23 protein-coding genes are annotated in these 24,913 nt (G+C 59.8%); 4 read left to right on the forward strand and 19 right to left on the reverse strand.

Features of this window, described 5'->3' with window-relative positions:
- Positions 1 to 391: 391 nt before the first annotated feature.
- The 18 genes from C7477_RS12760 to C7477_RS12845 form a co-directional block, all read right to left on the reverse strand.
- Positions 392 to 2,548, reverse strand: coding sequence for a sodium-translocating pyrophosphatase (locus tag C7477_RS12760; RefSeq protein WP_110752706.1), 2,157 nt, complete (start codon positions 2,546 to 2,548; stop codon positions 392 to 394).
- Positions 2,549 to 3,019: 471 nt separating this feature from the next.
- A complete protein-coding gene (locus tag C7477_RS12765; RefSeq protein WP_110752708.1) occupies positions 3,020 to 3,754 on the reverse strand; it encodes an MIP/aquaporin family protein in 735 nt (244 codons plus the stop codon).
- A 50-nt stretch (positions 3,755 to 3,804) separates the two neighbouring features.
- The gene (gene glpK / locus C7477_RS12770) at positions 3,805 to 5,301 is read right to left on the reverse strand and encodes a glycerol kinase GlpK (RefSeq protein ID WP_110752710.1); all 1,497 of its coding nucleotides are present in this window, start codon (positions 5,299 to 5,301) and stop codon (positions 3,805 to 3,807) included.
- A 56-nt stretch (positions 5,302 to 5,357) separates the two neighbouring features.
- Positions 5,358 to 6,884, reverse strand: coding sequence for a glycerol-3-phosphate dehydrogenase (gene glpD, locus C7477_RS12775; RefSeq protein WP_110752713.1), 1,527 nt, complete (start codon positions 6,882 to 6,884; stop codon positions 5,358 to 5,360).
- Positions 6,885 to 6,950: 66 nt separating this feature from the next.
- Positions 6,951 to 8,183 (reverse strand): MFS transporter, encoded by a 1,233-nt coding sequence (locus C7477_RS12780; protein ID WP_110752715.1) that lies wholly within the window; start codon positions 8,181 to 8,183, stop codon positions 6,951 to 6,953.
- A 70-nt stretch (positions 8,184 to 8,253) separates the two neighbouring features.
- Positions 8,254 to 8,742 carry an AAA family ATPase gene (locus tag C7477_RS12785; RefSeq protein ID WP_110752716.1) on the reverse strand — a complete coding sequence of 163 codons (489 nt, stop codon included), beginning with the start codon at positions 8,740 to 8,742 and terminating at the stop codon, positions 8,254 to 8,256.
- Positions 8,743 to 8,834: 92 nt separating this feature from the next.
- Complete coding sequence (locus C7477_RS12790; protein WP_110752718.1) at positions 8,835 to 9,284, reverse strand: GNAT family N-acetyltransferase; 450 nt, start codon at positions 9,282 to 9,284, stop codon at positions 8,835 to 8,837.
- A gap of 239 nt (positions 9,285 to 9,523) precedes the next feature.
- Entirely contained in the window at positions 9,524 to 10,027 is a 504-nt protein-coding gene (nusB, locus tag C7477_RS12795) for a transcription antitermination factor NusB (RefSeq protein WP_110752720.1), read from the reverse strand.
- Between the two features lie 4 nt (positions 10,028 to 10,031).
- Complete coding sequence (locus C7477_RS12800; RefSeq protein WP_110752722.1) at positions 10,032 to 10,481, reverse strand: 6,7-dimethyl-8-ribityllumazine synthase; 450 nt, start codon at positions 10,479 to 10,481, stop codon at positions 10,032 to 10,034.
- Positions 10,482 to 10,564: 83 nt separating this feature from the next.
- Complete coding sequence (locus C7477_RS12805) at positions 10,565 to 11,179, reverse strand: riboflavin synthase (protein ID WP_110752724.1); 615 nt, start codon at positions 11,177 to 11,179, stop codon at positions 10,565 to 10,567.
- Complete coding sequence (gene ribD / locus C7477_RS12810) at positions 11,180 to 12,307, reverse strand: bifunctional diaminohydroxyphosphoribosylaminopyrimidine deaminase/5-amino-6-(5-phosphoribosylamino)uracil reductase RibD (protein ID WP_110752726.1); 1,128 nt, start codon at positions 12,305 to 12,307, stop codon at positions 11,180 to 11,182.
- Positions 12,308 to 12,310: 3 nt separating this feature from the next.
- Positions 12,311 to 12,796, reverse strand: a complete 486-nt coding sequence (gene nrdR / locus C7477_RS12815) for a transcriptional regulator NrdR (RefSeq protein ID WP_110752728.1) — start codon at positions 12,794 to 12,796, stop codon at positions 12,311 to 12,313.
- A gap of 89 nt (positions 12,797 to 12,885) precedes the next feature.
- On the reverse strand, positions 12,886 to 14,205 hold the full coding sequence (glyA, locus tag C7477_RS12820; RefSeq protein WP_110752730.1) for a serine hydroxymethyltransferase: 1,320 nt from the start codon (positions 14,203 to 14,205) through the stop codon (positions 12,886 to 12,888).
- Between the two features lie 131 nt (positions 14,206 to 14,336).
- Positions 14,337 to 15,305, reverse strand: coding sequence for a glycosyltransferase family 2 protein (locus tag C7477_RS12825; protein ID WP_425373567.1), 969 nt, complete (start codon positions 15,303 to 15,305; stop codon positions 14,337 to 14,339).
- Between the two features lie 184 nt (positions 15,306 to 15,489).
- Complete coding sequence (locus C7477_RS12830) at positions 15,490 to 16,773, reverse strand: L,D-transpeptidase family protein (protein ID WP_110752734.1); 1,284 nt, start codon at positions 16,771 to 16,773, stop codon at positions 15,490 to 15,492.
- 464 nt (positions 16,774 to 17,237) lie between these two features.
- Complete coding sequence (ldtR, locus tag C7477_RS12835; protein WP_110752736.1) at positions 17,238 to 17,753, reverse strand: transcriptional regulator LdtR; 516 nt, start codon at positions 17,751 to 17,753, stop codon at positions 17,238 to 17,240.
- Positions 17,754 to 17,952: 199 nt separating this feature from the next.
- On the reverse strand, positions 17,953 to 18,375 hold the full coding sequence (locus C7477_RS12840) for a DUF6163 family protein (RefSeq protein WP_110752738.1): 423 nt from the start codon (positions 18,373 to 18,375) through the stop codon (positions 17,953 to 17,955).
- Positions 18,372 to 19,424, reverse strand: coding sequence for an enoyl-CoA hydratase/isomerase family protein (locus C7477_RS12845; protein WP_110752849.1), 1,053 nt, complete (start codon positions 19,422 to 19,424; stop codon positions 18,372 to 18,374). Before C7477_RS12845 ends, C7477_RS12840 begins: the two co-directional genes overlap by 4 nt.
- A 255-nt stretch (positions 19,425 to 19,679) precedes the next feature.
- On the opposite strand from C7477_RS12845, the gene hemB reads away from it, so the two are divergent.
- The 4 genes from hemB (at position 19,680) to C7477_RS12865 (ending at position 22,531) form a co-directional block, all read left to right on the forward strand.
- Entirely contained in the window at positions 19,680 to 20,720 is a 1,041-nt protein-coding gene (gene hemB, locus C7477_RS12850; protein ID WP_110752740.1) for a porphobilinogen synthase, read from the forward strand.
- A 72-nt stretch (positions 20,721 to 20,792) separates the two neighbouring features.
- Positions 20,793 to 21,263, forward strand: a complete 471-nt coding sequence (locus C7477_RS12855) for an RDD family protein (RefSeq protein WP_110752743.1) — start codon at positions 20,793 to 20,795, stop codon at positions 21,261 to 21,263.
- A gap of 108 nt (positions 21,264 to 21,371) precedes the next feature.
- A complete protein-coding gene (locus C7477_RS12860; protein WP_110752745.1) occupies positions 21,372 to 22,112 on the forward strand; it encodes an arginyltransferase in 741 nt (246 codons plus the stop codon).
- Positions 22,113 to 22,168: 56 nt separating this feature from the next.
- Positions 22,169 to 22,531, forward strand: coding sequence for a four helix bundle protein (locus C7477_RS12865; protein WP_110752747.1), 363 nt, complete (start codon positions 22,169 to 22,171; stop codon positions 22,529 to 22,531).
- 33 nt (positions 22,532 to 22,564) lie between these two features.
- Here the strand turns inward: C7477_RS12865 and parC are convergent, their stop codons facing one another.
- A complete protein-coding gene (gene parC, locus C7477_RS12870) occupies positions 22,565 to 24,817 on the reverse strand; it encodes a DNA topoisomerase IV subunit A (protein ID WP_110752749.1) in 2,253 nt (750 codons plus the stop codon).
- Positions 24,818 to 24,913: the final 96 nt, after the last annotated feature.

Below are 24,913 nucleotides of genomic sequence, written 5' to 3' on the forward strand. Positions count from 1 at the left end.
CTGCAGCGCGTCAACGCTGCAGGCCTAACGCCTAGATTATAAGATATATCCGCACGGTGATTAACCAGGCCGTGCGGGTTTTCTTTATCTCAAGCGTGCACTGCATAATTCCTTAAATCGGAATCGATTTAAGGACAAAATTATGCAGCATTCAAAGTGGTAGAGCGTCCTTTGCGCGTCCAATAGGACGCGCGGCGCTCTACGCAGCGGTATAGACCACATCATATCGTCTCCTCGCAGACAAGGCTGTGTCTTGCCGCAGTCCGGACGCCGATTCGCCGGATGCGCTGGCCTGGTTAAATCACCCGCGCTGCTGCTTTAGTCTGCAATCCCCACGCAGGATGCCATTCAATCGAACCGGCATCCCGCTAATTCTATGCAACCCGCGTGATCATGCGGAATGCGCCAGCACCGCCAATAGCAGCAAGGCCACGATGTTGGTGATCTTGATCGCCGGGTTGACCGCCGGGCCGGCGGTGTCCTTGTAGGGGTCGCCCACCGTATCGCCGGTGACGGAGGCCTTGTGCGCTTCCGAGCCCTTCAGGTGTTTCACCCCCTGGCTATCGACGAATCCGTCCTCGAAGCTCTTCTTGGCGTTGTCCCATGCGCCGCCGCCCGACGTCATGGAAATCGCCACGAAGAGGCCATTGACGATGACGCCCAGAAGCGATGCGCCGAGGGCCGCGAAGGCGGAGGACTTGGAGCCGGAGATCAGCAGCACACCGAAATAGACGACGATGGGCGCCAGCACGGGCAGCAGTGAGGGAACGATCATTTCGCGGATCGCCGCCTTGGTCAGCAGATCGACGGCGCGGGCATAATCAGGCCGGTCGGTTCCGGCCATGATGCCCGGCTTTTCACGGAATTGCCGGCGCACCTCCTGCACCACCGCGCCCCCTGCCCTGCCCACGGCGGTCATGGCCATGCCGCTGAAGAGGTAGGGGATGAGGCCGCCGAAGATCAGGCCAGCCACCACATAGGGGTTGGAGAGTTCGAAGGAGACGTGGCCGACATCGGCGAAATAAGGGAACGTCGCCCCATTGGCTGCGAAATAGGCCAGATCGTTGGAATAGGCGGCGAAAAGCACGAGCGCACCCAACCCCGCCGAACCGATGGCGTAGCCCTTGGTGACGGCCTTGGTGGTGTTGCCGACCGCATCGAGCGCATCGGTGGACTTGCGCACATCCGGATCGAGCCCCGCCATTTCGGCGATGCCGCCCGCATTGTCCGTCACCGGACCGAAGGCATCGAGCGCGACGATCATGCCGGCGATCCCCAGCATGGCGGTGACGGCGATGGCCGTGCCAAAGAGGCCCGCGACCTGATAGGTGGAGATGATGCCGCCGATGATGACGAGCGCGGGCAGCGCCGTCGATTCAAGCGAGACGGCGAGCCCCTGGATGACATTGGTGCCATGGCCGGTCACCGAGGCCTGCGCGATGGAATTGACCGGACGCTTGTTGGTGCCGGTATAATATTCGGTGATGAGGACGAGCAATCCCGTCACGGCGAGGCCGATCAGCCCGCAGATGAAGAGGTTGCCGCCGGTGACAGCCTTGCCCGCGACCGTGCCGATCTCGCCCCAGCCTATTGTCATCGACGTGGCGATGGCGAGGCCGACGATGGAAAGCAGGCCGGTGGCGATCAGCCCTTTGTAGAGCGCGCCCATGATGGAGCCGTTGGCACCGAGCTTGACGAAGAACGTGCCGGCGATCGAGGTGAGGATACAGACGGCGGCGATGGCCAGCGGATAGACCATGATCGTCTCGAACATCGGGCTTGCGCCGAAGAAGATCGCCGCAAGCACCATCGTGGCGACAACCGTCACCGCGTAGGTCTCGAACAGATCCGCCGCCATGCCGGCGCAATCGCCGACATTGTCGCCGACATTATCGGCGATGGTGGCCGGATTGCGCGGATCATCCTCAGGAATTCCCGCCTCGACCTTGCCGACGAGATCGCCGCCGACATCCGCCCCCTTGGTGAAAATGCCGCCGCCAAGACGCGCGAAGATGGAGATGAGCGAAGCGCCGAAGCCCAATGAGACCAGCGGATCGATCACGGCGCGGCCGGTGGACGGATAGCCCAGCCACTGGGTCAGCATAAAATAATAAACGGAGACGCCGAGAAGCGCGAGGCCCGCCACGAGAAGGCCGGTGATGGCGCCGGATTTGAAGGCGATTTCCAGCCCGGCGGCAAGGCTGCGCGAGGCGGCTTGCGCAGTGCGGACATTGGCGCGCACCGACACATGCATTCCGATGAAGCCGGCGAGGCCGGACAGGACGGCGCCGATGAGAAAGCCGACGGCCGACGAGGCCGACAGAAGATACCAGACGGCGGCGAAGACGACGGCGCCGACAATGGCGATGGTCGTATATTGCCGGGCGAGATAGGCCTGCGCACCCTCGCGAATGGCGGCGGCGATTTCCTGCATCCGCGCGTTGCCCTGATCCGCCGCAAGGACCGATCTGGTCGCCCAGACGGCGTAAAGGACAGCCGCCGCGCCGCAGGCGATGACGAGAAGAAGAACTGTCATGCCAACTCCCATTATTTGTTTTTGTTTTACCCGCATGATCTTATCCGAAAAGTCTGCAACTTTTCGGGATCATGCGCTATGACCCAAAGCTCCTCCCGGGTCGCGTTATTCCAGCGTATGATCTTATCCGAAAAGTCTGCAACTTTTCGGGATCATACTTTAGCACAGCATGAAATATTCTTTTGCCGCACCTGTGGAAAGATGCGGAACGGTAAGGCGAACGTCAAGAAATACTTATGGAATCGTTGGCGCAATACCCCCCTCTGGCTTGCCGAAGCGGTTCTCCCTCCCCCTTGCGGGGAGGGTGGCCCGAAGGGCCGGGTGGGGGTGGTAAAGGCAGCGTGCTACGACTGCCGGTTGGCATGTATTCGCCACCACCCCCATCCGCCCGCTCTGCGGGCACCTTCCCCGCAAGGGGGAAGGAGGGCGCCCAACCAGCGCAGCAAGCCAAGGGAGTATTGCCCCACCACCCTCTGCTTAAACCTACACGATCCCAATAATCCTGATCGCAAGGCCTGCAATCAGCGCGCCGACAATCGGCCCGACCACCGGAATCCAGGCATAGCCCCAGTCGGAGCCGCCCTTGCCGGCGATAGGCAGGACGGCGTGGGCGATGCGGGGGCCGAGATCACGCGCCGGGTTGATGGCATAGCCCGTGGTGCCGCCGAGCGACATGCCGATGGCCCAGACGAGCATGCCGACCATGTAGGGACCGACGCCCGCCGGGATGCCACCTACACCGCCAACCAGCTTCGAGGCGATGGCGGCGATCACGAACAGGAGCACGAAGGTGGCGATGACTTCGCTGATAAAGTTGGCGGGCGGGTTGCGGATGGCGGGGGCGGTACAGAACACGCCGAGCTTCGCGCCTGTATCCTGCGTTTTGGCCCAATGCGGCAAATAGTGCAGCCACACCAGCACGGCACCGATGAAGGCGCCGATGAACTGGGCCGGAAGATAGGTCGCGACCTTGCTCCAGTCGCCCGATGAGAATGCAAAGCCGAGCGTCACCGCCGGGTTGATGTGGGCGTCGGCGCTACCGGCTGCCATGGCGGTAAAGACACCGGCCAGCACCGCGAGGCCCCAGCCGGCCGTGATCGTAATCCAGCCCGCATTAAAGGCCTTGGACTGGGCCAACAGCACCCCGGCGACGACACCGTCACCGAGCAGGACGAGCACCATCGTGCCCAGGAGTTCTCCGAGAAAAGGCGAGATCATTTATTCCTCCCAATAATTGAAACGCAGATTCTATTTCCGTTTATTCAAATTCACTCCACCCAATCCAACGACCGGGTCACGGCCTTGTTCCAAGATGAGAACAGGCGCTCCCGTTCCGTCGCCGGCATGTTCGGGTGCCAGCGCTTGTCGACACCCCAATTGTGGACGAGATCGTCCGTGCTCTTCCAATAGCCCGTGGCGAGGCCTGCGGCATAGGCCGCGCCAAGGGCGGTGGTTTCCGTCACCTTCGGACGCACGACGGGCACGTCGAGAATGTCGGACTGGAATTGCATGAGAAGCTCGTTGGCGACCATGCCGCCATCGGTGCGCAGCTCCTTGATGGCGATCTTGGAGTCCTTTTCCATCGCCTCCAGCACCTCGCGCGTCTGATAGGCGGTGGCCTCCAGTGCCGCGCGGGCGATCTGGCCCTTGTTGGCGAAGCGCGTCAGGCCGCAGATGACGCCGCGGGCGCTTTCCTTCCAGTGCGGGGCATAAAGTCCCGAAAAGGCTGGCACGAAATAGACATCGCCATTATCAGGCACCGAGCGGGCGAGCTGCTCGATGTCCGAGCTCTTCTCGATGATGCCGAGATTGTCGCGCAGCCATTGCACCAGCGCGCCGGTGATGGCGATTGAGCCTTCGAGCGCGTAGACCGTCGGCGCATCGCCTAGCTTGTAGGCGACGGTGGTGATGAGGCCGTAATTCGACGGAAAAGGCTTGTCGCCCGTGTTGATGAGCGTGAAACAGCCGGTGCCGTAGGTGTTCTTCGCCTCGCCCGGCTTGAAGCAGGCCTGCCCGACCAGCGCCGCCTGCTGGTCGCCCAGGATACCGGCGACCGGCACACCGGCGAGTACGCCCTTCGCCTCGCCATAGACTTCGCTCGACGATACGATTTTCGGCAGCGCCGCCTTCGGAATGTCGAAAAGATCAAGAATTTCGTCATCCCATTCAAGCGTCTCGATGTTCATGAGCTGGGTACGGCTGGCGTTCGTCACGTCGGTGATGTGCAGGCCGCCATCCGGGCCGCCGGTCAGGTTCCAGACAATCCATGTATCCATATTGCCGAAGATGGCATCGCCCGCCTCTGCCTTTTCCCGCGCGCCGGGGACATTGTCGAGAATCCATTTGAGCTTGAGGCCGGAGAAATAGCTCGCCAGCGGCAGGCCGGTCTTGGCGCGCAGGCGGTCCTTGCCGCCTTCCCGCTCCAGCCCGGCCACGAGCTGATCGACGCGCGTATCCTGCCAGACAAGAGCGTTATAGAGCGGCACGCCGGTATGCCGGTCCCACAGCAGCGTCGTCTCGCGCTGGTTGGTGATGCCGACAGCCACGAGATCGGAGGCCGTGAGGCCCGCCTTGCGCAGCGCCTCGCCGATGACGGCGGTGGTGTTGCGCCATATCTCGGTTGCGTCGTGCTCGACCCAGCCGGGCTTCGGGTAGATCTGCTCATGTTCCTTCTGGGCGAGCGAAATGATTTCGCCCTTGCGGTCGAAGACGATGAAGCGGGAACTCGTCGTACCCTGATCAATCGCGCCTACATACTTGGTCATGCTGGTCCTCCCTGTCGCAGTTCATATTTGAGCGGCTCAGCGAAGTTTTCGGTCGTTCAGTTGACCTTGCGCCGCAGAGCCGTAGATTTGATATCGAGATAGTCATCGAGCGCAGCCGCCGTCTCCTTCGGTGCCACAAGCCCAAGCTTCGAGCGCCGCCAGAGGATATCCGCGGAAGTACGCGCCCATTCATAATCAACGAGGTAGTCGACTTCCGCCTGCGTGAGTCCGCCGCCGAAATCCCGTCCGAGATCGTTTAGCGCACGGGCCTCGCCCAGAATCATATCGACATGCGTGCCGTAGGCCCGCGCGAGCCGATGAGCCATATCCGCCGGAAGGAAGGGCTTGCGCTTAATGAGATCCGCTACGAAACGGTCGAAATCGCCGTCGGGCAGGTCGCCGCCGGGCAGCGGTACTTTCGCCGTCCAGGAGGGCTTCAGGCCGGGCAGCCAGGGCTCCAGCTTTTCCAGCGCATGTTCGGCGAGACGGCGGTAAGTGGTGATCTTGCCGCCGAAGATCGACATGACCGGCGGCTCACCGGACGACGCGTCGATATCCAGCACATAATCGCGCGTGACCACGGAAGCGTTGCTTGCCGCGTCGTCGTAAAGCGGCCTGACGCCCGCATAGGTCCACACCACATCGGCGGGCGTAATGCCGCGCTTGAAATAGTGGTTCACGCTCTCGCAGAGATAGGCGGTCTCATCCTTTGAAATTCCGACCGCGTGCGGCTCATCTTCATAGGGCACGTCGGTCGTGCCGATGAGCGTGAACTTTTCCCGGTAGGGAATGGCGAAAACAATGCGCCGGTCCGGATTCTGGAAGATATAGGCTTGCTCGCCTTCATAGAGACGCGGCACGACGATGTGGCTGCCCTTGACCAGCCGCACCGCCGCGCGGGAATGAATGCCAAGCTTCTCGCTCAGAAGCTCGCTCACCCAGGGGCCGGCGGCGTTGATGAGGATACGCGCCTTCACCGTCTCGCGCTTGCCCGAGGCGAGATCCTCTGTTGTCGCGACCCAGACATCATCCTCGCGATGCGCCTCGACAAAGCGTGTGCGCGTGCGAATTTGCGCGCCATTCTCCTCAGCCGCGATGGCATTGAAAACGACGAGGCGGCTGTCGTCCACCGCGCAGTCGGAATAGAGGAAGCCTTTGGTCAGGGCGTCGCGCAGCGGCATTCCGACGGGAGATGTCCGCAAGTTGACACCCTGCGAGCCGGGCAAGGTTTTAAGCCGCGCGAGATGGTCATACAGAAACAGCCCGATTCGGATCATCCAGGCGGGCCTCAGGCCCGGCTCGTGCGGCAGCACGAAGCGCAGCGGCCAGATGATGTGCGGCGCGATGGCGAGCAAGCGCTCGCGCTCCATCAGCGCCTCGCGCACAAGACGGAATTCGTAATTTTCGAGATAGCGGATGCCGCCGTGGATAAGCTTGGTGCTGGCGGAAGAGGTGAATTCGGCCAGGTCGCCCTGTTCGGCGAGAAAGACGGAGAGTCCGCGTCCGGCAGCATCCCGGGCGATTCCCGCTCCATTGATGCCGCCGCCGATTACCAGAAGATCGTATATGCCGCGATCAGCCACCGCGCCTCACTCTACAATTCTTGTGCATGGGAGGATGGGACAGTTCCACGGCTTTCGCAACCCCAATTATTGTGCAGGAAGGGAGACGCGCCGCCGTTCATGCAGGCCAAGCGCGGCGAGCGCGAGAAGGCAGGCGGCGCTCACAGGGATGACGATCCAGTTCAGCACGTCCCAGCCGAAGGCCGTCAGCATCTTGCCTGACATCAGCGAGGCGATGGCGACAGTCCCAAACAGCAGGAAATCGTGCAGCCCCTCGATCTTGCCCTTTTCGGAGCGGCGGTAGGTTTCCGTCACCATCGTTGTAGCGCCAATGAAACCGAAATTCCAGCCGACGCCCAGCAGGATGAGGGCGAGCCAGAAATTCCAAAGCTCGATCCCGGCGAGCGCGACACCGGCGCAGGCGAGAAGCAGGAGAAGACCGGCGGCAACGATTGCCTCCTTGCCGAAGCGGCTGATCAGGCGCCCGGTGAAGAAGCTCGGACCGAACATGGCGAGCACATGCCATTGGATGCCGAGCGTCGCCTCATCGGCGGAAAACCCGCAGCCGACCATGGCGAGCGGCGCGCCTGTCATGACGAAGCTCATCAGCGCATAAGAGACGATGGCGCAGAAGAGCGCCACGAAAAAGCGCGGCTGCGAAATGATCGCGCCCAGCGGGCGGGCGGGGAGGTCATCGTCGTCCGCCGCCGTCGCGACGTGGCTTTGCAAGCGTAACAGCGAGAGAATACCGATGCCCAACACGCCGATAACGCCAACTGCCAGGAAGGAACCCGCGAACATGACCGGCTCGAAGAGCGTACGCGTATAAATCACGGCGGTAGGGCCGATGATTGCAGCGAACACGCCGCCCGTCAGCACCCATGAGACAGCCTTGGGCTTGAAGGAGGATGGCGCATTGTCGGTTGCAGCGAAGCGATATTGCTGGACGAAGGCGCTACCCAGACCGATCACCAAGAGCCCTGCCACGAACAGCCAGAAATCGCCCCGAAACAAGGCAAGCGCGGCGACGATGCCGCCAAGCGAGGTGACGCCCGCTCCAGCCATGAAGCCATAGCGCCGGCCGATCCGCCGCATGAGGGCCGCTGCGGGAAGCATCCCCAACGCCGTACCCAAGGCGAAACCGGTGACGGGCGCGGTCGCCAGCGATTTGTCGAGCCCCAGCAGATAATGCCCTGCAAGCCCGCCCATGGAAATCGCAATGGACGGAGCGCTGCCGACAATTGCCTGCGCCGCCGCCAGAATGAGGGCCGTTCGCTTGGCTTCGGTTTCGGCGGCAGGAATTAGTTGCGACAAGGACATGCGACGCGAAACTCCCAGAGTTCTGGAACAGTTGATCTGTAGCGGATTTTAGAAATTGCGCGACAGAAACCTAGCTGCATTTTTCCAAAATCGCATCAACGACCTGGACGAGTGGTGCCGTGGCGTCGATCATGATTGCGTCCTTTGGAACGTCTTCTTTCGTGGCATGTAATCGCGCAATGAATTCCCGTTCGCGTGCTCGCCCGCCAAACTCGCTTTCAGGTCTGGCGGCAAGACGGCGGTTCAATATGTCCGGATCGATTTCAAGAACGAAAACCGCATCAAACAGATCAATGAAACGACCGAAATTCCTCGAGCCGCCGCAAAAGAACGATGCTGCATGACTTTGGTCGGCCACGAAGGCTCTCACCTTATCGACATCCCAAATATGATGCTCATGGGCGAAGCCATCCAAGGGCTCCCCGGTTTCGGGATCGCCCTGATAGGCCAGTTCTCTATCACCATGAATGGAGTGATAGCCACGCCGTTGCAGCTCATCGCAGACCGAAGTCTTGCCGGTTCCTGAAACGCCTTCGATTAGATAATTTCTGCCACCCATTCGCTAAAACCCGTGACACGTTTTGCGGCTAAGGGCTGTGACGAAGCAAGCATACGGAGATTTTCGACAACAGCCCATATGATATCGTGCGGTCATGACCCGATCGTAAAGATGTTCAATCCGGATACATCTGTTTCGATCTGCTCGAAACCACGAGCGATATAGTATGGCGTGTTGTCGGGCGTCGCACAGAGATAGCAGAGTCCGTACCCTTGAAAAGCTGCCTCCCTACGGGCTGCCTCTATTAATTTCGCTGCAATACCCTGTCGCCTGGATTCCGGTTCAACCCATAGAGCGGCGATCCATGGTGTGTATTGCTGTCGATCATCAAGGTCGTTTTCGATCAACAAAACTGAACCGAGATATTCGCCTTGGTCATGCGCTATAAGAGCGACAGGAACTTCGTTGCCTGCAATCATTGGCTCCAAGTGAGCACGATACTCTGTCAAAGACACTTCTGTCTCTGTCCACCATGCATTCCAACAACGATCAGCAATGATATCCGCCATATCAGGATAGCTGCGGAGGTTGGAAATTTCCATTAAGTAGCCTCGGCGAACATTAACTGGGGTTTTCTACAACATAACCACTCAACGGGTCTGGGCAAGCGCAATACGGGCCGTACATGCTATTGGCAATGTTTGTTTGCTTGTGGCGCAAAGGCGCCCCCTCTCTTGCGATTTCTAACACTTAGCTTCGCTAAGATGTTGAAATCGCAAGAGAGGGGGCGCTTTCTGTCAGCGTCCTTACTCGGAAACAAGGGTAACAGAGTGCCTCCTAGTTAACCACCCTTCACACCACGGCTTTCGCCGCGAATCTTGTACGCCAGACGGTCCAGGACGGCGTTGGCAAGCTTTGGCTCGTCATCGGTATAGAAAGCCTTGGCGATATCAACATATTCCGAGACGATGACCGCGGTTGGAACGTCCTTGCGGTCCTTCAGTTCCCACGCGCCGGCGCGCAGGATGGCGCGGAGGGTTGAGTCGAGGCGCGATAGCGGCCAGTCCTCGGTCAGCGCCTCGCGGATCATCGGATCGAGCTTCAGCTGGTCGGTGACGACACCGGCGAGGATGGCGCGGAACCATTGCGGGTCGGCATCGAGATATTGCGCGCCGTCCACTTCCTTGCCCAGCCGGTGGGCCTCGTATTCCGCGACGACCTCAAGCACGCCGGTGCCGGCGACATCCATCTGGTAGAGCGCCTGCACGGCAGCAAGCCTTGCGACGCCGCGCTTGTTGGCGATGCGGGGGGCAGCGGTGGGGCGGCCTTCAGCAGGAGAAGCCATCGCGTCAGGCTCCAAGTTTCTTGCGCAGTTCGATCATGGTGAGCGCGGCGCGGGCAGCGCCTCCCCCCTTGTCACCCTCCCCGTGGCGGGCGCGAACCCAAGCCTGCTCGTCGTTTTCCACGGTCAGGATGCCGTTGCCGATGGCAAGGCCTTCCTCGACGGCGAGATCCATCAGCGCGCGGGCCGACTCATTGGCGACGATTTCGAAATGGTAGGTTTCGCCCCTGATGACGCAGCCGAGCGCGACATAGCCGTCATAATCGGATTCGCCGTCGAGCGCGAAGGAAACGGCAGCGGGGATTTCCAGCGCGCCGGGAACCGTCACCACATCGTAGGTTGCGTCCGCCTCGTCGAGCGCCAGCTTGGCGCCGTTCAAAAGCGCGTCGGCCAGATCATCGTAAAACCGGGCTTCGACAATAAGCAAATGCGGCGCGCGCGCCTTCGTGTTGGACATAGGATGCTCCATGACGGGTTTGCGCCAGTGATGTGGTCGCTAGAATTGGGGGCGGAAATCAGGGGCCGCCGTATGCAATGGCTCTAGGCCGATTTCGGATATTGCGCAAGCCGCGCGGCGTAGCGCGCGAGTTGATCGATCTCGATGTTCACCTTGTCCCCTGCCTTGCGTTCTCCCCATGTGGTGACATGGAGCGAGTGGCGGATCAGCAGCACATCGAATTCGTTATCCTCGACGCCGTTGACCGTCAGCGAAGTGCCGTCGAGCGCGACCGAGCCTTTTTGCGCTATGAAGGGGGCAAGGGCTTCCGGCGCGCGCAGGCGGAAGCGGACGGCGTCGCCTTCCTCGGTACGCTCGATGATTTCGGCCTCGCCATCGACATGGCCGGAAACGAGGTGACCTCCCATCTCATCGCCCAGCTTCAGCGAGCGTTCGAGATTGATGCGCGTTCCGGATTTCCATGTGCCGAGCGTCGTCAGGCGAAGCGCCTCTTCCCACGCCTCGACCTCGAACCAACGGGCATTGGAGCCTTTTTCCGGCAGCGCCGTGACGGTGAGGCATACACCGGCGCAGGCGATGGAGGCGCCGAGCGCGATCGTATCGGGGTCGTAGTCCGTCTCGATGCGCAACAGGATGCCCTCGTTCAGCGGCTTGATCCGATCGACTTTGCCGACATCCGTAACGATACCTGTGAACATTCAGGGCTTCCTCGTGAATTCGGTGAAACGGTCCGCGCCGAAGCGCGCCTCGCGGGAGGGTGTGAAACTATCGGCGATATGGGACTGAAGGCCGGGCACGGCAACCCCATTTTCTCTGCCAATTTCCACCTCGCCTTCGAAAAGCGCGATGCGGTCCACCAGCCCCTCGCTCAGGAACTGGCCGGCGACATCGGCGCCGCCTTCGACCAGCACGGTAGCAATGCCCAGCGCCGCCAGATCTTCTAAAAGTTCGGGCAGGGCTATGCGGCCATCGATGCTCTCGGTTGCAAGAATCCGGCAGCCGGCGTCGATCATCGCCTGTCTTTTCTGCGGGTCGGCATCGGCGCTACAGGCGATCCAGAGGGGAACGGCGGATGCGGAAAGCACCAGCGCAGAGGAAAGCGGGAGCCTGAGGTCGCTGTCGAGCACGATGCGGACGGGCGAACGCTGCTCCAGCCCGGGCAGGCGGCAGGTGAGTGTCGGATCGTCGGCAAGCGCGGTGCCTATGCCGATGAGGATGGCATCGCTTTGCGCCCGCATCAGATGGGTTTGTGCCCGCGAAACCGGGCCTGTTATGGCAAGCTGCCCCTCACCTTTCCGGCCAATCATGCCATCGGCGGAGAGGGCGAGCTTCAGCGTTACTTCGGGACGTTTGGCGGACGAGCGCATCAAATAACCGGCCATCAGGTCGGCGGCGCTTTCCGCCAGTATCCCCTCGATGACCTCGATGCCGCCTTCGCGCAAGATGGCGTATCCCCTCCCCGAAACGCGGGCGTCCGGGTCGGTCGCGCCGGCTACAACGCGCTTGACCCCGGCGGCGACCAGCGCCTCGGCGCAGGGCGGGGTGCGGCCATGATGGGCGCATGGTTCGAGCGTCACATAGGCGGTGGCCCCCCTCGCCTTCTCCCCCGCCTCGGCGAGGGCTATGGTCTCGGCATGGGGCCTCCCCCCCACCGCAGTGACGCCCCTACCCACGATAACAGGACCCCTACCATCGTCGCGGACGATCAAGGTCGCGACCGAAGGGTTGGTGCCGGTCAATCCCAGATGCCGGCGGGAATAGCGGATGGCGGCGGCCATGAACCGTAGATCGGCTTTGCCGGCTTTCGAGGAAGGAGCGTCCGCCATCGCTCACTCCTCCACGAAATCGCTGTCGGGAAGCTTGTCCTTGGCGGTCAGTTCATCGATGACATTGTGGAAATCACGCGCCTGTCTGAAATTGCGGTAAACGGAAGCGAAGCGGATATAGGCGATGTCGTCGATGCCTTTCAGCGCATCCATGACGAGACGGCCTATCTCCTCGGATTCCACCTCCGCCTCGCCGGAACTTTCCAGCTGCCGGACGATGCCGGAAATGGCGCGCTCGATGCGCTCCCGGTCGACCTCGCGCTTGCGCAACGCCACTTCGACCGAGCGCATCAGCTTGTCACGGTCGAAGGGAACGCGGCGGCCGCTCTTCTTGACGACCAGCAGCTCGCGCAACTGCACGCGCTCGAATGTGGTGAACCGTCCGCCGCAGACCGAGCAGACCCTGCGCCTGCGGATCACCGCCCCATCTTCCGCAGGGCGGGAATCCTTCACTTGTGTGTCTTCAGACTGGCAATAAGGGCAACGCATGAACTTCTTTCGCCGTGATTCCTTGCATTAGACTACGGCATAAGAACTTCACAATGAACCACGCAATTGCCGCATACACCGATGCGTGATCAGCCCAGATACGGATAGAGCGGGAAGCGGTTGGTGAGCGTGATGACCTTATCCTTCACCGCCTGTTCCACCGCCGCATTGCCCTCATCGGAATTGGCGACTTTCAGCCCGTCGAGCACTTCCGAAATCAGATTACCGATCTCGCGGAACTCCGCCGCCCCGAAGCCGCGCGTCGTGCCGGCGGGCGTACCCAAGCGTACGCCTGAGGTGACGAAGGGCTTTTCAGGGTCGAAGGGAATGCCGTTCTTGTTGCAGGTAATGTTGGCGCGGCCAAGCGCGGCTTCCGCCCGCTTGCCGGTGGCGTTCTTGGGGCGCAGATCGACCAGCATCAGATGATTGTCGGTGCCGCCGGAGACGATGTTGAGGCCGTTTTCCTTCAGCACATCAGCCAATGCGCGGGCGTTTTCCACGACATTGCGGGCATAGGTCTTGAATTCAGGCTTGAGCGCCTCGCCGAAAGCCACCGCCTTGGCGGCGATGACATGCATCAGCGGGCCGCCCTGCAGGCCGGGGAAGACAGCCGAATTGATCTTCTTGGCGATCTCGGCATCGTTGGTCAGGATCATGCCGCCGCGCGGGCCGCGAAGCGACTTGTGCGTGGTGGTCGTGCAAACATGAGCATGCGGAACCGGCGAAGGATGGACGCCACCCGCAACGAGCCCGGCGATATGGGCCATATCGACCATGAGATAGGCGCCGATCTCATCCGCGATCTGGCGGAAGCGCTGCCAATCCCAGAAGCGGGAATAGGCGGTGCCCCCGGCGATGATGAGCTTGGGCTTGTGCTCACGGGCGAGGCGCTCGATCTCCTCCATGTCGAGGAGGTTGTCGTCCCGGCGCACGCCATAGGAGACGACGTTGAACCATTTGCCCGACATGTTGACGGGCGAGCCATGCGTCAGGTGGCCGCCGGAGTTCAAGTCGAGGCCCATGAAGGTATCGCCGGGGTTAAGCAGCGCCAGGAACACGGCCTGGTTCATCTGGCTGCCGGAATTCGGCTGCACGTTGACGAATTCCGCGCCGAACAGCTTCTTGGCGCGCTCGATGGCCAGTTCCTCGGCAACATCCACAAACTGGCAGCCGCCATAATAGCGCTTGCCCGGATAGCCCTCGGCATATTTGTTGGTCATGACAGACCCTTGCGCCTCCATGACGGCGCGGGAGACGATGTTCTCCGAGGCGATCAGCTCGATCTCATGGCGCTGGCGGCCAAGCTCGTTGCGGATCGCGCCGAACAGCTCGGCATCGGTCTCTTCGAGGGGGGCGTTGAAGAAGGTTTCCGAAAAATCTCGCGCTGAAGCGGGGTTGGCCTGCGACATGGTGGTATCCCTCCGGGTTTCCGGGCAAAGGTCAATGTGATGACCGCGCATTATCACATTCAGGGCGTGGAGGCCAATGGCCGGGGCGCGAAAAGCAGTGGTTGGAAACCGACGGGTTGGCCGTTGTCCCGTTAAAACCCCGTTGTTTTCATATAACGAAGAGAATGCTTGCCGGCGCATACCTGCAATAAGCCGACGACGCCGCCAAGGGCCGCGGCGGAAGAGACGAGCCCCGCCGCGCCGCGGAAAGGGATCGCGCAGGCCGTCCCCAGGAACTTGAAAAACCGCCCAAGGATTTTCAATGGCAGCTTGCTGAGGGCTTTTTTCGGATTCTGTCGATATTGGGCTGTAAACTGCGTGATATTATGATCGCGGTTGCGGTGGAAATGATAGGAAAGCGTCAAGCGGCAAGGCGGAACCGTTTCGTAGACAATCGCATTGCAGGCCCAGCCGGTTCTGGCGCCCAGGCTTTTTGCCCTTGCCCACAGATCCCAGTCTTCGCCTCCGGTGAGGTTGAATTGCGGATCGAACCGCAAGCCCGTTTCGCGGAAGAAATCCAGCCGCCCCATCCAGCTTCCCGTCGCCACCTTGATCGTCTCGCTCAAACCGGCATCGCATTTCGCCTTGCATTTGCGTTCCGATTTCAAGCCGTTTTGTCTGATGCCAGCCCATACGAGCTTTTGCATCAAGGTGAGTTTCCGGTCAAAAGGCGTTGGCCGCACTGGGGAGCCGACGATGTCGAGATCAAGCCTGTCACGCTCCGCCAAAAGGTTCATGAGCCAGTCCGGCGAGACATATTCATCATCATCGACAAAAACGAGAAGATCATAGCCTCGCTCGATTGCGTGGTTCAGCGCATGGTTCCTGGCTGCCGCAATTCCTACCACGCTTTCGTTCCGGTAGTCGATTTCAGTGCCGGGCATACGGGAGCGAAAGCGCTCGATGGATTCGCCGAGAGTCTGCACGTCGTTGTTTTCAACGACCAGAAAAGAAACCCGCTCTCCCTGTGGCCGCTCCATGGCGGCAAGTGAAGAAAACAGATTGCATAACATCTTGGGCCTGTTCCGCGTAATCACGGAAACACAAATACGACGCTTCATCAGCGAGCGTTTAATATACGCAAGTAATAAAGTCAGATCACCAATTCGCGAGCATCTAAACTAGTATTAAATTTGTATGTATACCTGCTCCTGCAAAAGGCAGAACCTAAAACAAGGGCCGCCATATGGCGGCCCTTGGATTCTTTTTCGGTGCAGATCAACGATCGCAGCTGGCTCCCGGACTCTAAATCTCGGTGCCTAGCGCCAGTTCGGCTGCACCGTCGCGCTGGTAGATGTCATCGCGGAAGTGGACGACGCCATCGCCCGTGGACCAGGCGCTGACATAGATGAAATGCACCGGCACCGGATCGGCAAGCTGGATCGGTGTATTGACGCCGGCCTTGATCGTCGCCTCGATCGTCTGGCGGTCCCAGCCAGATGTGTTCTTCAACAGCCAGACATCGAGATCCCGCACATTCTGAACGCGAACGCAGCCGGAGGAATCGAAGCGCATCAAATTATTGAACAGCGTTTTTTGCGGCGTGTCGTGCATATAGACGGCATGCGCATTATGGAAATTGATCTTGGTGGAGGACATGGCGTTGATCTTGCCGGGGTCCTGCCGGAACATCAGCTTCACGGCGTCATTGGTGTTCCAGTCAACCGTTTCGGGCGCGACTTCCTGCCCCTGCCCATCATAAAGACGGATCTTGTTGCGCGTGAGATAGGTCGGGTCCTTGCGCATCAGCGGAATAATGTCTTTTTCGATGATCGATTTCGGGGCCGTCCAGTAAGGATTGAGGATGACCTCGTGAATCTTCGAAACGAGAAGCGGCGTCTGACGGTCGATCTTGCCGACGACGGCGGTGTGGCGCTGCATCACCCGGCCATTCTCCACCGCCTCGATCTGCGCGGCGGGGATGTTCACCATGACGAAGCGCGGGTCGGTGATATTGGCGAGTTCGCCCACGCGCTGCAAATTGGTCTGGAGCTGGCCCAGGCGCACATCGGCGCCGACATTCATGGCTGCGTAGGTGAACTGCCCCATCACACCATCGGCCGGCAGGCCATGGCGGCTCTGGAAGCGCTTTACCGCCGCATCGACATAGGTGTCGTACGAGTTGGAAAGGCCGGCGCTTTCCGGCAAATCGCCTGAAATCATCAATCGACGGCGCAAGATGGATACGGCGGGATCGACGGCGCCGAGCCGCAGCTTGGCATTGCCCGGAACCTGTGGCCAGCCACCCTGGGCGGCGATATTGCTGTAAGTGCCGATGGCGGTCTGCACGTAGGAAACCGTCGCAGGGCTCATGATGGGCTGGGTCGTGGCCACCTTTTGCGCACCGGCGGCGCGGGCATCGAACTGATCGTTCCAGTTGCCGCGGCGCGGCGCGGCAAGCACGTCGTTGATGACGGGCTGGGCAAAGGCGCCGCTTGCGAATACCGACAGTCCGGCTGTTGCCGCGCCACGCAGAAACAGGCGGCGATCCATTGTGGAAGGTTCAAGGTTCTTTCGCGGGTTTTTCATCGGTGCATTCCCTGGTTTGCTCATCTCGTGCCTTCTTTGACGCAAGTCCGTTGGAAAAACAGTTCCTGCTTTTTCCGGGAAAACCGCTTCACACTTTTCCTGGCCTTGCTTTTTGACGCAAGTCCTCTGGAAAAACAGTTCCTGTTTTTTCCGGGAAAACCGCTTCACACTTTTCCTGGCCTTGCTTCACTCTCTCCAGCGTCCGTCCCAATTTCGAGTTCGTAAAGTACGAGGAATAGCGTTAACAAAAGACAACTTTCCCTGCCGCGTACCACTCGGAACGCGCGATACAAACTCACCCCGTTAGCTGATTGCGGAGCTTTCCGCTTGGTTAGCTCATCAGGCCCGCGTTTATGGCTTAATCATGTCTAGCCAAGCGCCCGCAAGCGCGAAATGGACACGCCAATAGCAAAAAGGCCGGCATCGCTGCCGGACTTTTTGGGGATGTGACGTTTGTGCAACAATTACATGCGGTAGGCGATGGAGTCATTCCAGAAGCGATCAAGACGCTGCAGAGACTTGTTCATATTCTGGAACTCTTCGGCGCGGATGCCGCCGACCTGCTCGATCGAGGCAACGTGGCGCTCGTAGAGACCGGCGACCAGCTCGGCAATCTCGGCGCCTTTCGGCGTCAGGCTGATGCGCACCGAGCGGCGATCGACGCGGGAAGGCCGGTGATGAATGAAGCCCATATCGACGAGCTTCTTCAGATTGTAGGAGACATTCGAACCGAGATAGTAACCACGGCTGCGCAACTCGCCCGCCGTCAACTCGGCATTGCCGATGTTGAAGAGCAGCAACGCCTGCACGGCGTTGATATCGCTGCGGCCATTGCGGTCGAACTCATCCTTGACCACGTCGAGCAGACGGCGATGCAGGCGCTCCACAAGCTGCAAGGCTTCAAGATAAAGGGTGCGGAGTGCGGTTTCTTCATTATGCGAACGCGCTTCCGCGCCCGTCTTGCGCTGTGTGTTGATCATCGTATTAGCCTCTCTGTTGTGTCGGTGTTTTTTCCTCACCGTTGAGAGAGACAATAACGCTCATGCATAAAATTCGAATTAAAACACAGACTTAACAGTAGCTTACCAAAGAAGAAGCAGTTTCTAGCTTAATAAATTACTTATGAGGCATAAATGCTCGGGTCGCCAGGGCGGGCTTTTCAGGCCTTTTTTGCCGGGCTTATCTCCTTCGGCGCTCCCGCCCCTGGAGGAAGATTATTGCGCGAAACGCGATATAGACCGTCAGGATCAGAAGATTGGTAATGCCCACCATGGGCTTGGCGGCGAATATGCGTTCGAAGACCGTATACATCGCCGTTTCCACCAGCGCGGCGCCGAACCAGACAACGGGGCCCCACGGCGCGCGCATCCAGAGACCGGATGCGGCCACCGGAAACAGGATCGCCAGCGAAACGGCTGCCGTCTGCCATTGCCAGGGCATCAGGTCGAAGCGCCAGAGCATACCCTGATGCAGGCCGATGAGCCTTATCCAATAGGAGAGGCCAAGCGCCAGACAGTAGATCGACAATAGCCGCATGAACCAGACGAAGCCGGTTTCGGCGAGCGAGGGCTCGATGCGCTGACGCAGTTGCTCTTCCATCATGGCAAGGTCAGTTCCTTATCTCCAAGTTGCACGAAATAGGCGTCCACGTCGCTCGTGCGGACATCCTTCAGCTTTGCGGGTTTCCACCGGGGCATCCCGTCCTTGTCGATCAGCACAGCGCGCACACCCTCATAAAAATCATGGCTCTCAAGCATCCGGTTCAGGATGCGATAATCCATTTTCATGCAATCATCCATGGAAAGCGCCCTGCCCTCCCGCATTTGCCGGAAAGTGACATATAAACTTGTCGGTGAGCGGCTTTTCATGCGTTTCAGAATGCCTTCAGCCGAGGCGCTGCCGTTTGCGGCCTTGCCCGCCAATTCAAAGATGCAGTCTTCAAGCGTCGGCGCGGCGAAGCATTGTGCAATCAGATCTATTGTCTCGATATCCGTCTCGAAATCGGGATTTGCCGTATTTACGAAAGCCGCATCGGCATCACCCGTCTCGATGAGCAAAGCGCGGATGCGTTCAATCTCGGCGGCGACGACTGCGTGGGTTGCGATGCCGGTGTTAAGGCAATCGCCCCAGCGTATCCTGTTGCCCGTGAGTGCCAGATAAATGCCGAAATGACCCGGCAAATGGGGGAGGAAAGCGCTCGTCCCAACATCAGGAAAGAAGCCTATGCCGGTTTCCGGCATGGCGAACAGCGTGTTTTCGGTAACGACGCGGTGAGAGCCATGGATGGAAATGCCTGCGCCGCCGCCCATGACGATACCGTCGAGAAAGGCGATGCAGGGCTTGGAATAGCGTTTGATTTGGGCGTTGAGCCGGTATTCTTCCGCGAAAAAGCGATAGGATGGATTACCCTCGCGACCCGCCTTATAAACGGCCGCAACATCACCACCGGCGCAGAAGGCCCTTTCCTCGCCTTCGACGATGACGCAAGCGACCTGGGGCTCGGCCTCCCAGGCGGTGAGTGCGCGCCGTATCGCCGTCACCATGCCATGCGTCAACGCATTGAGCGCAGTTGGGCGCGTCAGGCGGATAAGCCCGGCGAATCCCTTGCGTTCAAAAATGACTTCGCCGCCACCGCCAAAATCGACTTCCACCACCCGCCTCCCAAGCGCAGTTGCCCCTCACCCTTACCCTCTCCCCGCAAGCGGGGCGAGGGGGACCTCGACGTTGCCCCCTCTTCCTTCTCCCCGTTCTTCACGGGGAGAAGGTGCCGGCAGGCGGATGAGGGGCATTCCAAACGCTAGGGGTAAAAAGGGAAACCCGCCGCGTCAATGCCGCGCGGGGCAAGTAACTTGGTTTCGCCATCCTTGCCGTGATAAACCCTTGTTAACACCTCGCGGGAGACCATGATGAACAAGCCTTTTTCCCAAATCCGCCAGAGCGAAACGAGCCGCAGCGTCGATGAGATTACGCGCGGGCGCCGTTTGAGGCGGATGCGCAAGGCGGATTGGTCGCGCAGGCTGGTACAGGAGAATCGCCTCACGGTGGATGACCTGATCTGGCCGATATTCCTTTGCGAGGGCGAAAATTACAGCGAGACAATCACCGCAATGCCCGGCGTCGAGCGCTATTCGGTGGATAGGGCGGTGCGGCAGGCGAAAAAGGCGGCAAAGCTGGGCATTCCGGCAATCGCGCCCTTCCCGCGCGAGAATGCCGACTTCAAGGATTTGACCGGCTCCCATGTCGCCAGCCCGGACAATCTCATCAACCGCTTCGTACGCGCGGTTAAAAAGGAAGTACCTGAGATCGGCGTGATCACCGACGCGGCGCTCGATCCGTTCACCACCCATGGCCATGACGGCATCCTGCGCGACGGCATTATCGTCAACGACGAATCGGTGGAGATGATCGTGCGTGGCGCGCTGAGCCAGGCGGAGGCAGGAGCCGACATCATCGCCCCCTCCGACATGATGGACGGGCGTATCGGCGCGATCCGGGAGGCGCTCGACAGCAATGGGTTCCAAGACGTCGCGATCATGTCCTATGCGACGAAATTCGCCTCCGCCTTCTATGGCCCCTACCGGGAGGCCATCGGCACATCAGGCCTGCTGAAAGGCGACAAGAAGACCTATTACATCGACCCGGCCAACAGCGACGAGGCGATCCGCGAGGCGGAACAGGACCTTCTCGAAGGGGCTGACATGATCATGGTCAAGCCGGGCCTCCCGTATCTCGACATTGCCCGCCGCCTCAAGGACACCTTCGCCATGCCGACCTATGTCTATCAGGTTTCGGGCGAGTACTCTATGATCAAGGCCGCCGCCGCCAATGGCTGGATCGATGGAGACAAGGTAATGATGGAAAGCCTGCTCGCCTTCAAGCGTGCAGGATGCGACGGCATTTTGACCTATTTCGCGATCGAGGTCGCGGAAAAGCTCGGACAAAAATAAGGTATTCTTGAAAAAGGTCGCTCACTATCCCATTTTCCTTTCACAATGGAGTGACCTGACGGGAAAACTGCGATGACCGACAATGTATTGCATGGCGAAATCATCCCTTCGCAACGTGACGACTGGCGCCTTTATCAGGGCGTCCGGACCCGCCGGATATTCGCATTCCTGATTGATTACCTGCTGGTTCTGCTGCTTTGCATTCCCGTGGCCGTCGTCATCGCCGTTCTGGGCGTGGCGACGCTAGGCCTGGGCTGGATGCTTTACGGCATCATGTTCCCGCTCGTCGCGCTTGGCTACGTCGCCACGACCTTGGGCGGAAGGCGCCAGGCGACCAAGGGAATGCAGATGATGGATATCAAGCTGGAGCGGCTCGATGGCCGGCCCGTCGACGGTATGCTGGCGATGGTGCATACGGTGCTGTTCTGGGCTGGAAACGTGATCTTGACGCCGCTGATCCTGCTGGCGACCCTGTTTCTCGACCGCAAACGGACCGTGCATGACATGCTGCTGGGGACGGTCGTAGTCCGCGCCGATCGCTGACGAAGAATAATTATTTCAGGAATCAAAAAGCATGGCCCGTTGATTCCTATTGACGTTTTGGGCAAGCGAAGTTCATGCTAAGGTAAATTGGCATGGGCCGAATGTCGAATGACGCACCAACCGCAGCAATCACCGCAGTTTTTCTTGACCGCTCCTTCGAGCTGTCCCTACCTTGAGGGCCAGTACGAGCGAAAAGTCTTCACGCATCTGGTCGGCGACAAGGCGAACGAACTCAACGACCTCCTGACGCAGGGCGGCTTCCGCCGGTCGCAGAACATCGCCTACCGGCCGGCCTGCGAAACCTGCCGCGCATGCGTGTCCGTGCGCATCCTCGCGAACGAATTTGCAATGACCCGCTCGATGCGGCGGGTATGGAACCGCAACACCGATCTGGTCAGCCATAGCCACAAGGCGGAGCCCTCCACCGAGCAATATTCGCTCTTCCGCACCTATCTCGACGCTCGCCATCGCAAGGGGGGCATGTCGGACATGAGCGTTCTCGATTATGCGATGATGGTGGAAGACACGCATGTCGACACGCAGATCATCGAATATCGCCGGCGGGAGCCCATCGGTAGCCAGAAAAGCGAAGGTGAACTCATCGCGGTCGCGCTGACCGACGTGATGTCGGACGGGCTGTCGATGGTTTATTCCTTCTTCGATCCCGCTCTCACCGAGCGCTCGCTCGGCACGTTCCTTATCCTCGACCACATCCAGCGCGCAGTGAGGCTGGGGCTGCCGCATGTCTATCTGGGCTATTGGGTCGATGGCTCGCAAAAGATGCAGTATAAAATCCGTTTCAAGCCGCAGGAGCATTTGGGCCCGAAAGGGTGGGAGCGGAGGGAGTGAGGGCAGTAGGGCAGTAGGGCAGTAGGGCAGTAGGGGAAAAGTCTGGGGGAAGCACCTTGTCCGTCAATTCATTTCGCGACCTTTTGGTCTGGCAGCAGGCGATGGATTTGGTGATGGCTATTTATAAACTAACCAATTCCTGGCCCAAAGAAGAAATTTATGGCTTAACAAGCCAAATACGCCGTGCCGCCGTATCTGTTCCTGCCAACATCGCAGAAGGGTTTGGCCGGGAAAATCGCGGCTCCTATCAGCAATTTCTGCGTATCGCACAAGGCTCGCTGAAAGAACTAGAAACGCACCTGTTAATTGCCGAACGGCTTGGCTTCTCTCAAAAAGAGACAATCAAATCGATAGAGGTAATGAGCGAAAGCGTCGGAAAACTCCTGCGGCTCTTAATCCGCAAGCTCTCCCTTCCTTAACATACTGCCCTACTGCCTTACTGCCCTATTGCCTTAAGAAAACTTACCGCTACGCGGAAACCCCTTCGGCACCATCCGTCCAGCTGTAGCGCGGTCGCCGATCCATTCCGCCAATTCGTCCTTGCTGCGGGTGAAAGTGCGGTCGGCAGAGTCCTGCCAGGTCAGCCCTTGCGCAATCGCAAATATGCGAATGTCGGAAACGCCGCCATCCTTGTATCGTTGCAGGCGCACGCCCTTGCCGCGGCCCATTTCCGGGATTTGGATGAGCGGAAAGACCAGCATCTTGCGGTTTTCGCCGACGATGGCGACATGATCGCCTGTGACGCGCACGCACAATTTGGCTTCGTCGGGCGCCTTGACGTTCATCACCTGCTTGCCCTTGCGGGTATTAGCCACCGTCTCGGTTTCCGGCACGATGAAGCCGTTGCCCTCATGCGAGACCAGCAGCAGCTTGGCCGCCGGATCATGCGCGAAGGCCGTGACGATATCCTGGTCGTTTTCCATATCGACCAGAATGCGGATGGGCTCGCCATGGCCGCGGCCGCCGGGCAGCGTGTTGGCGCCGATGGTGTAGAATTTGCCGCCGGTGGTGAGGATCAGGATCTTGTCCGTCGTCTCGGCGTGGAAGGCGAGCTTCAATTTGTCGCCTTCCTTGAAGCTCAGCGCCCCGAAATCGGCCAGATGCCCCTTCATCGCGCGCAGCCAGCCCTTTTCGGAGACGACGATGGTCACCGGTTCCTTCTCGATCATCGCATGGTGGATGTCGTCGAGATCGTGGCTGGGGGCTTGCGCAAATGTCGTGCGGCGCTTGCCCAGCGGCGTTTCGGGCCCGTATTTCTTGCGCACGTTGGCGATTTCCCAGGCGATCGTCTGCCATTGCTTGGCATCCGAGGCGAGCAGTTCCTCGATCTGGGTCTTTTCCTCGGTGAGAGCGTCAAATTCCTTGCGGATTTCGAATTCTTCGAGCTTGCGCAGCGAGCGCAGGCGCATGTTGAGGATCGCTTCGGCCTGATTGTCGGTCAGGCTGAAGGCAGCCATCAAGGCCGGCTTCGGGTGATCCTCCTCGCGAATGATGCGGATCACCTCGTCGAGGTTGAGATAGGCGATGAGATAACCGCCCAGCACTTCCAGCCGCTTTTCGATTTCCGCGTGCCGATAGCGTGAGCGGCGGATCAGCACCTCCTTGCGGTGGGCGAGCCATTGCTTCAGCACTTCAGCCAGGCTCAGGACGTTCGGCACCTTGCCCTGCGAAAGCACGTTCATGTTGAGCGGGAAGCGGTTTTCCAGATCGCTCAGCTTGAACAGCGATTCCATCAGCAGTTCAGGATCGACCGAGCGGTTCTTCGGCTCCAGCACGATGCGCACATCTTCGGCGGATTCGTCACGCACATCGTCCAGCAACGGCAGCTTCTTGGCGATGAGCAGTTCGGCGATCTTCTCGATCAGGCGCGATTTCTGCACCTGATAGGGAATTTCGGTGATGACGATCACCCATGTGCCGCGCCCGCCATCCTCCTTGTGCCAGCGCGCGCGCAGGCGGAACGAGCCTCGCCCTGTGCGGTAGGATTCGCGGATACTCTCCGCCGGCTCGACCAGAATGCCGCCTGTCGGGAAATCCGGGCCCTGCACCAGGTTGACAAGCTCATCCACGGTGGCGTCGGGCTTCTCGATCAAATAAAGCGCGGCGTCGCAGAGTTCGGCGACATTGTGCGGCGGGATGGAGGTCGCCATGCCAACGGCGATGCCCGACGAGCCGTTAGCCAACAGGTTAGGGAAGGCGCCGGGCAGAACGATCGGCTCTTCGTCCTCCTCATTGTAGGTGGGGCGGAAATCGATCGCGTCCTCGGTGATGCCATCGAGAAGCAGCGCCGCCACGTCGGTCATGCGCGCTTCGGTGTAGCGCATGGCGGCGGCATTATCGCCGTCGATATTGCCGAAATTGCCCTGCCCATCAACCAGCGGATAACGCACCGCGAAATCCTGCGCCATGCGAACCAGCGCGTCATAAATCGACTGATCACCGTGGGGATGGAACTTACCCATCACATCGCCGACGATGCGGGCGCATTTGGCATAGGCGGCATCGGGATTGAGCCGCAGAAGCCGCATCGCATGCATGATACGGCGATGCACCGGCTTCAGCCCATCGCGCACATCGGGAAGCGCGCGGTGCATGATGGTCGACAGCGCATAGGCAAGATAGCGCTCTTCCAGCGCCGATTTGAGATCGACAGGCTCGATATGATTGTCGTCACCGCCACCAGGCGGAATCAGGCTTTTTCCCATAGGGTGGAATTAGCAAGCGGGTGATTCTACGGCAAGTAAATATGGCCTGAACACGTGGCTAAATATGGCAAAACCGCATGGCGTGCCCCATATTTT

The organism is Paramesorhizobium leguminum (genome assembly GCF_003217235.1).
Taxonomy (GTDB): Bacteria; Pseudomonadota; Alphaproteobacteria; order Rhizobiales; family Rhizobiaceae; genus Paramesorhizobium; species Paramesorhizobium leguminum.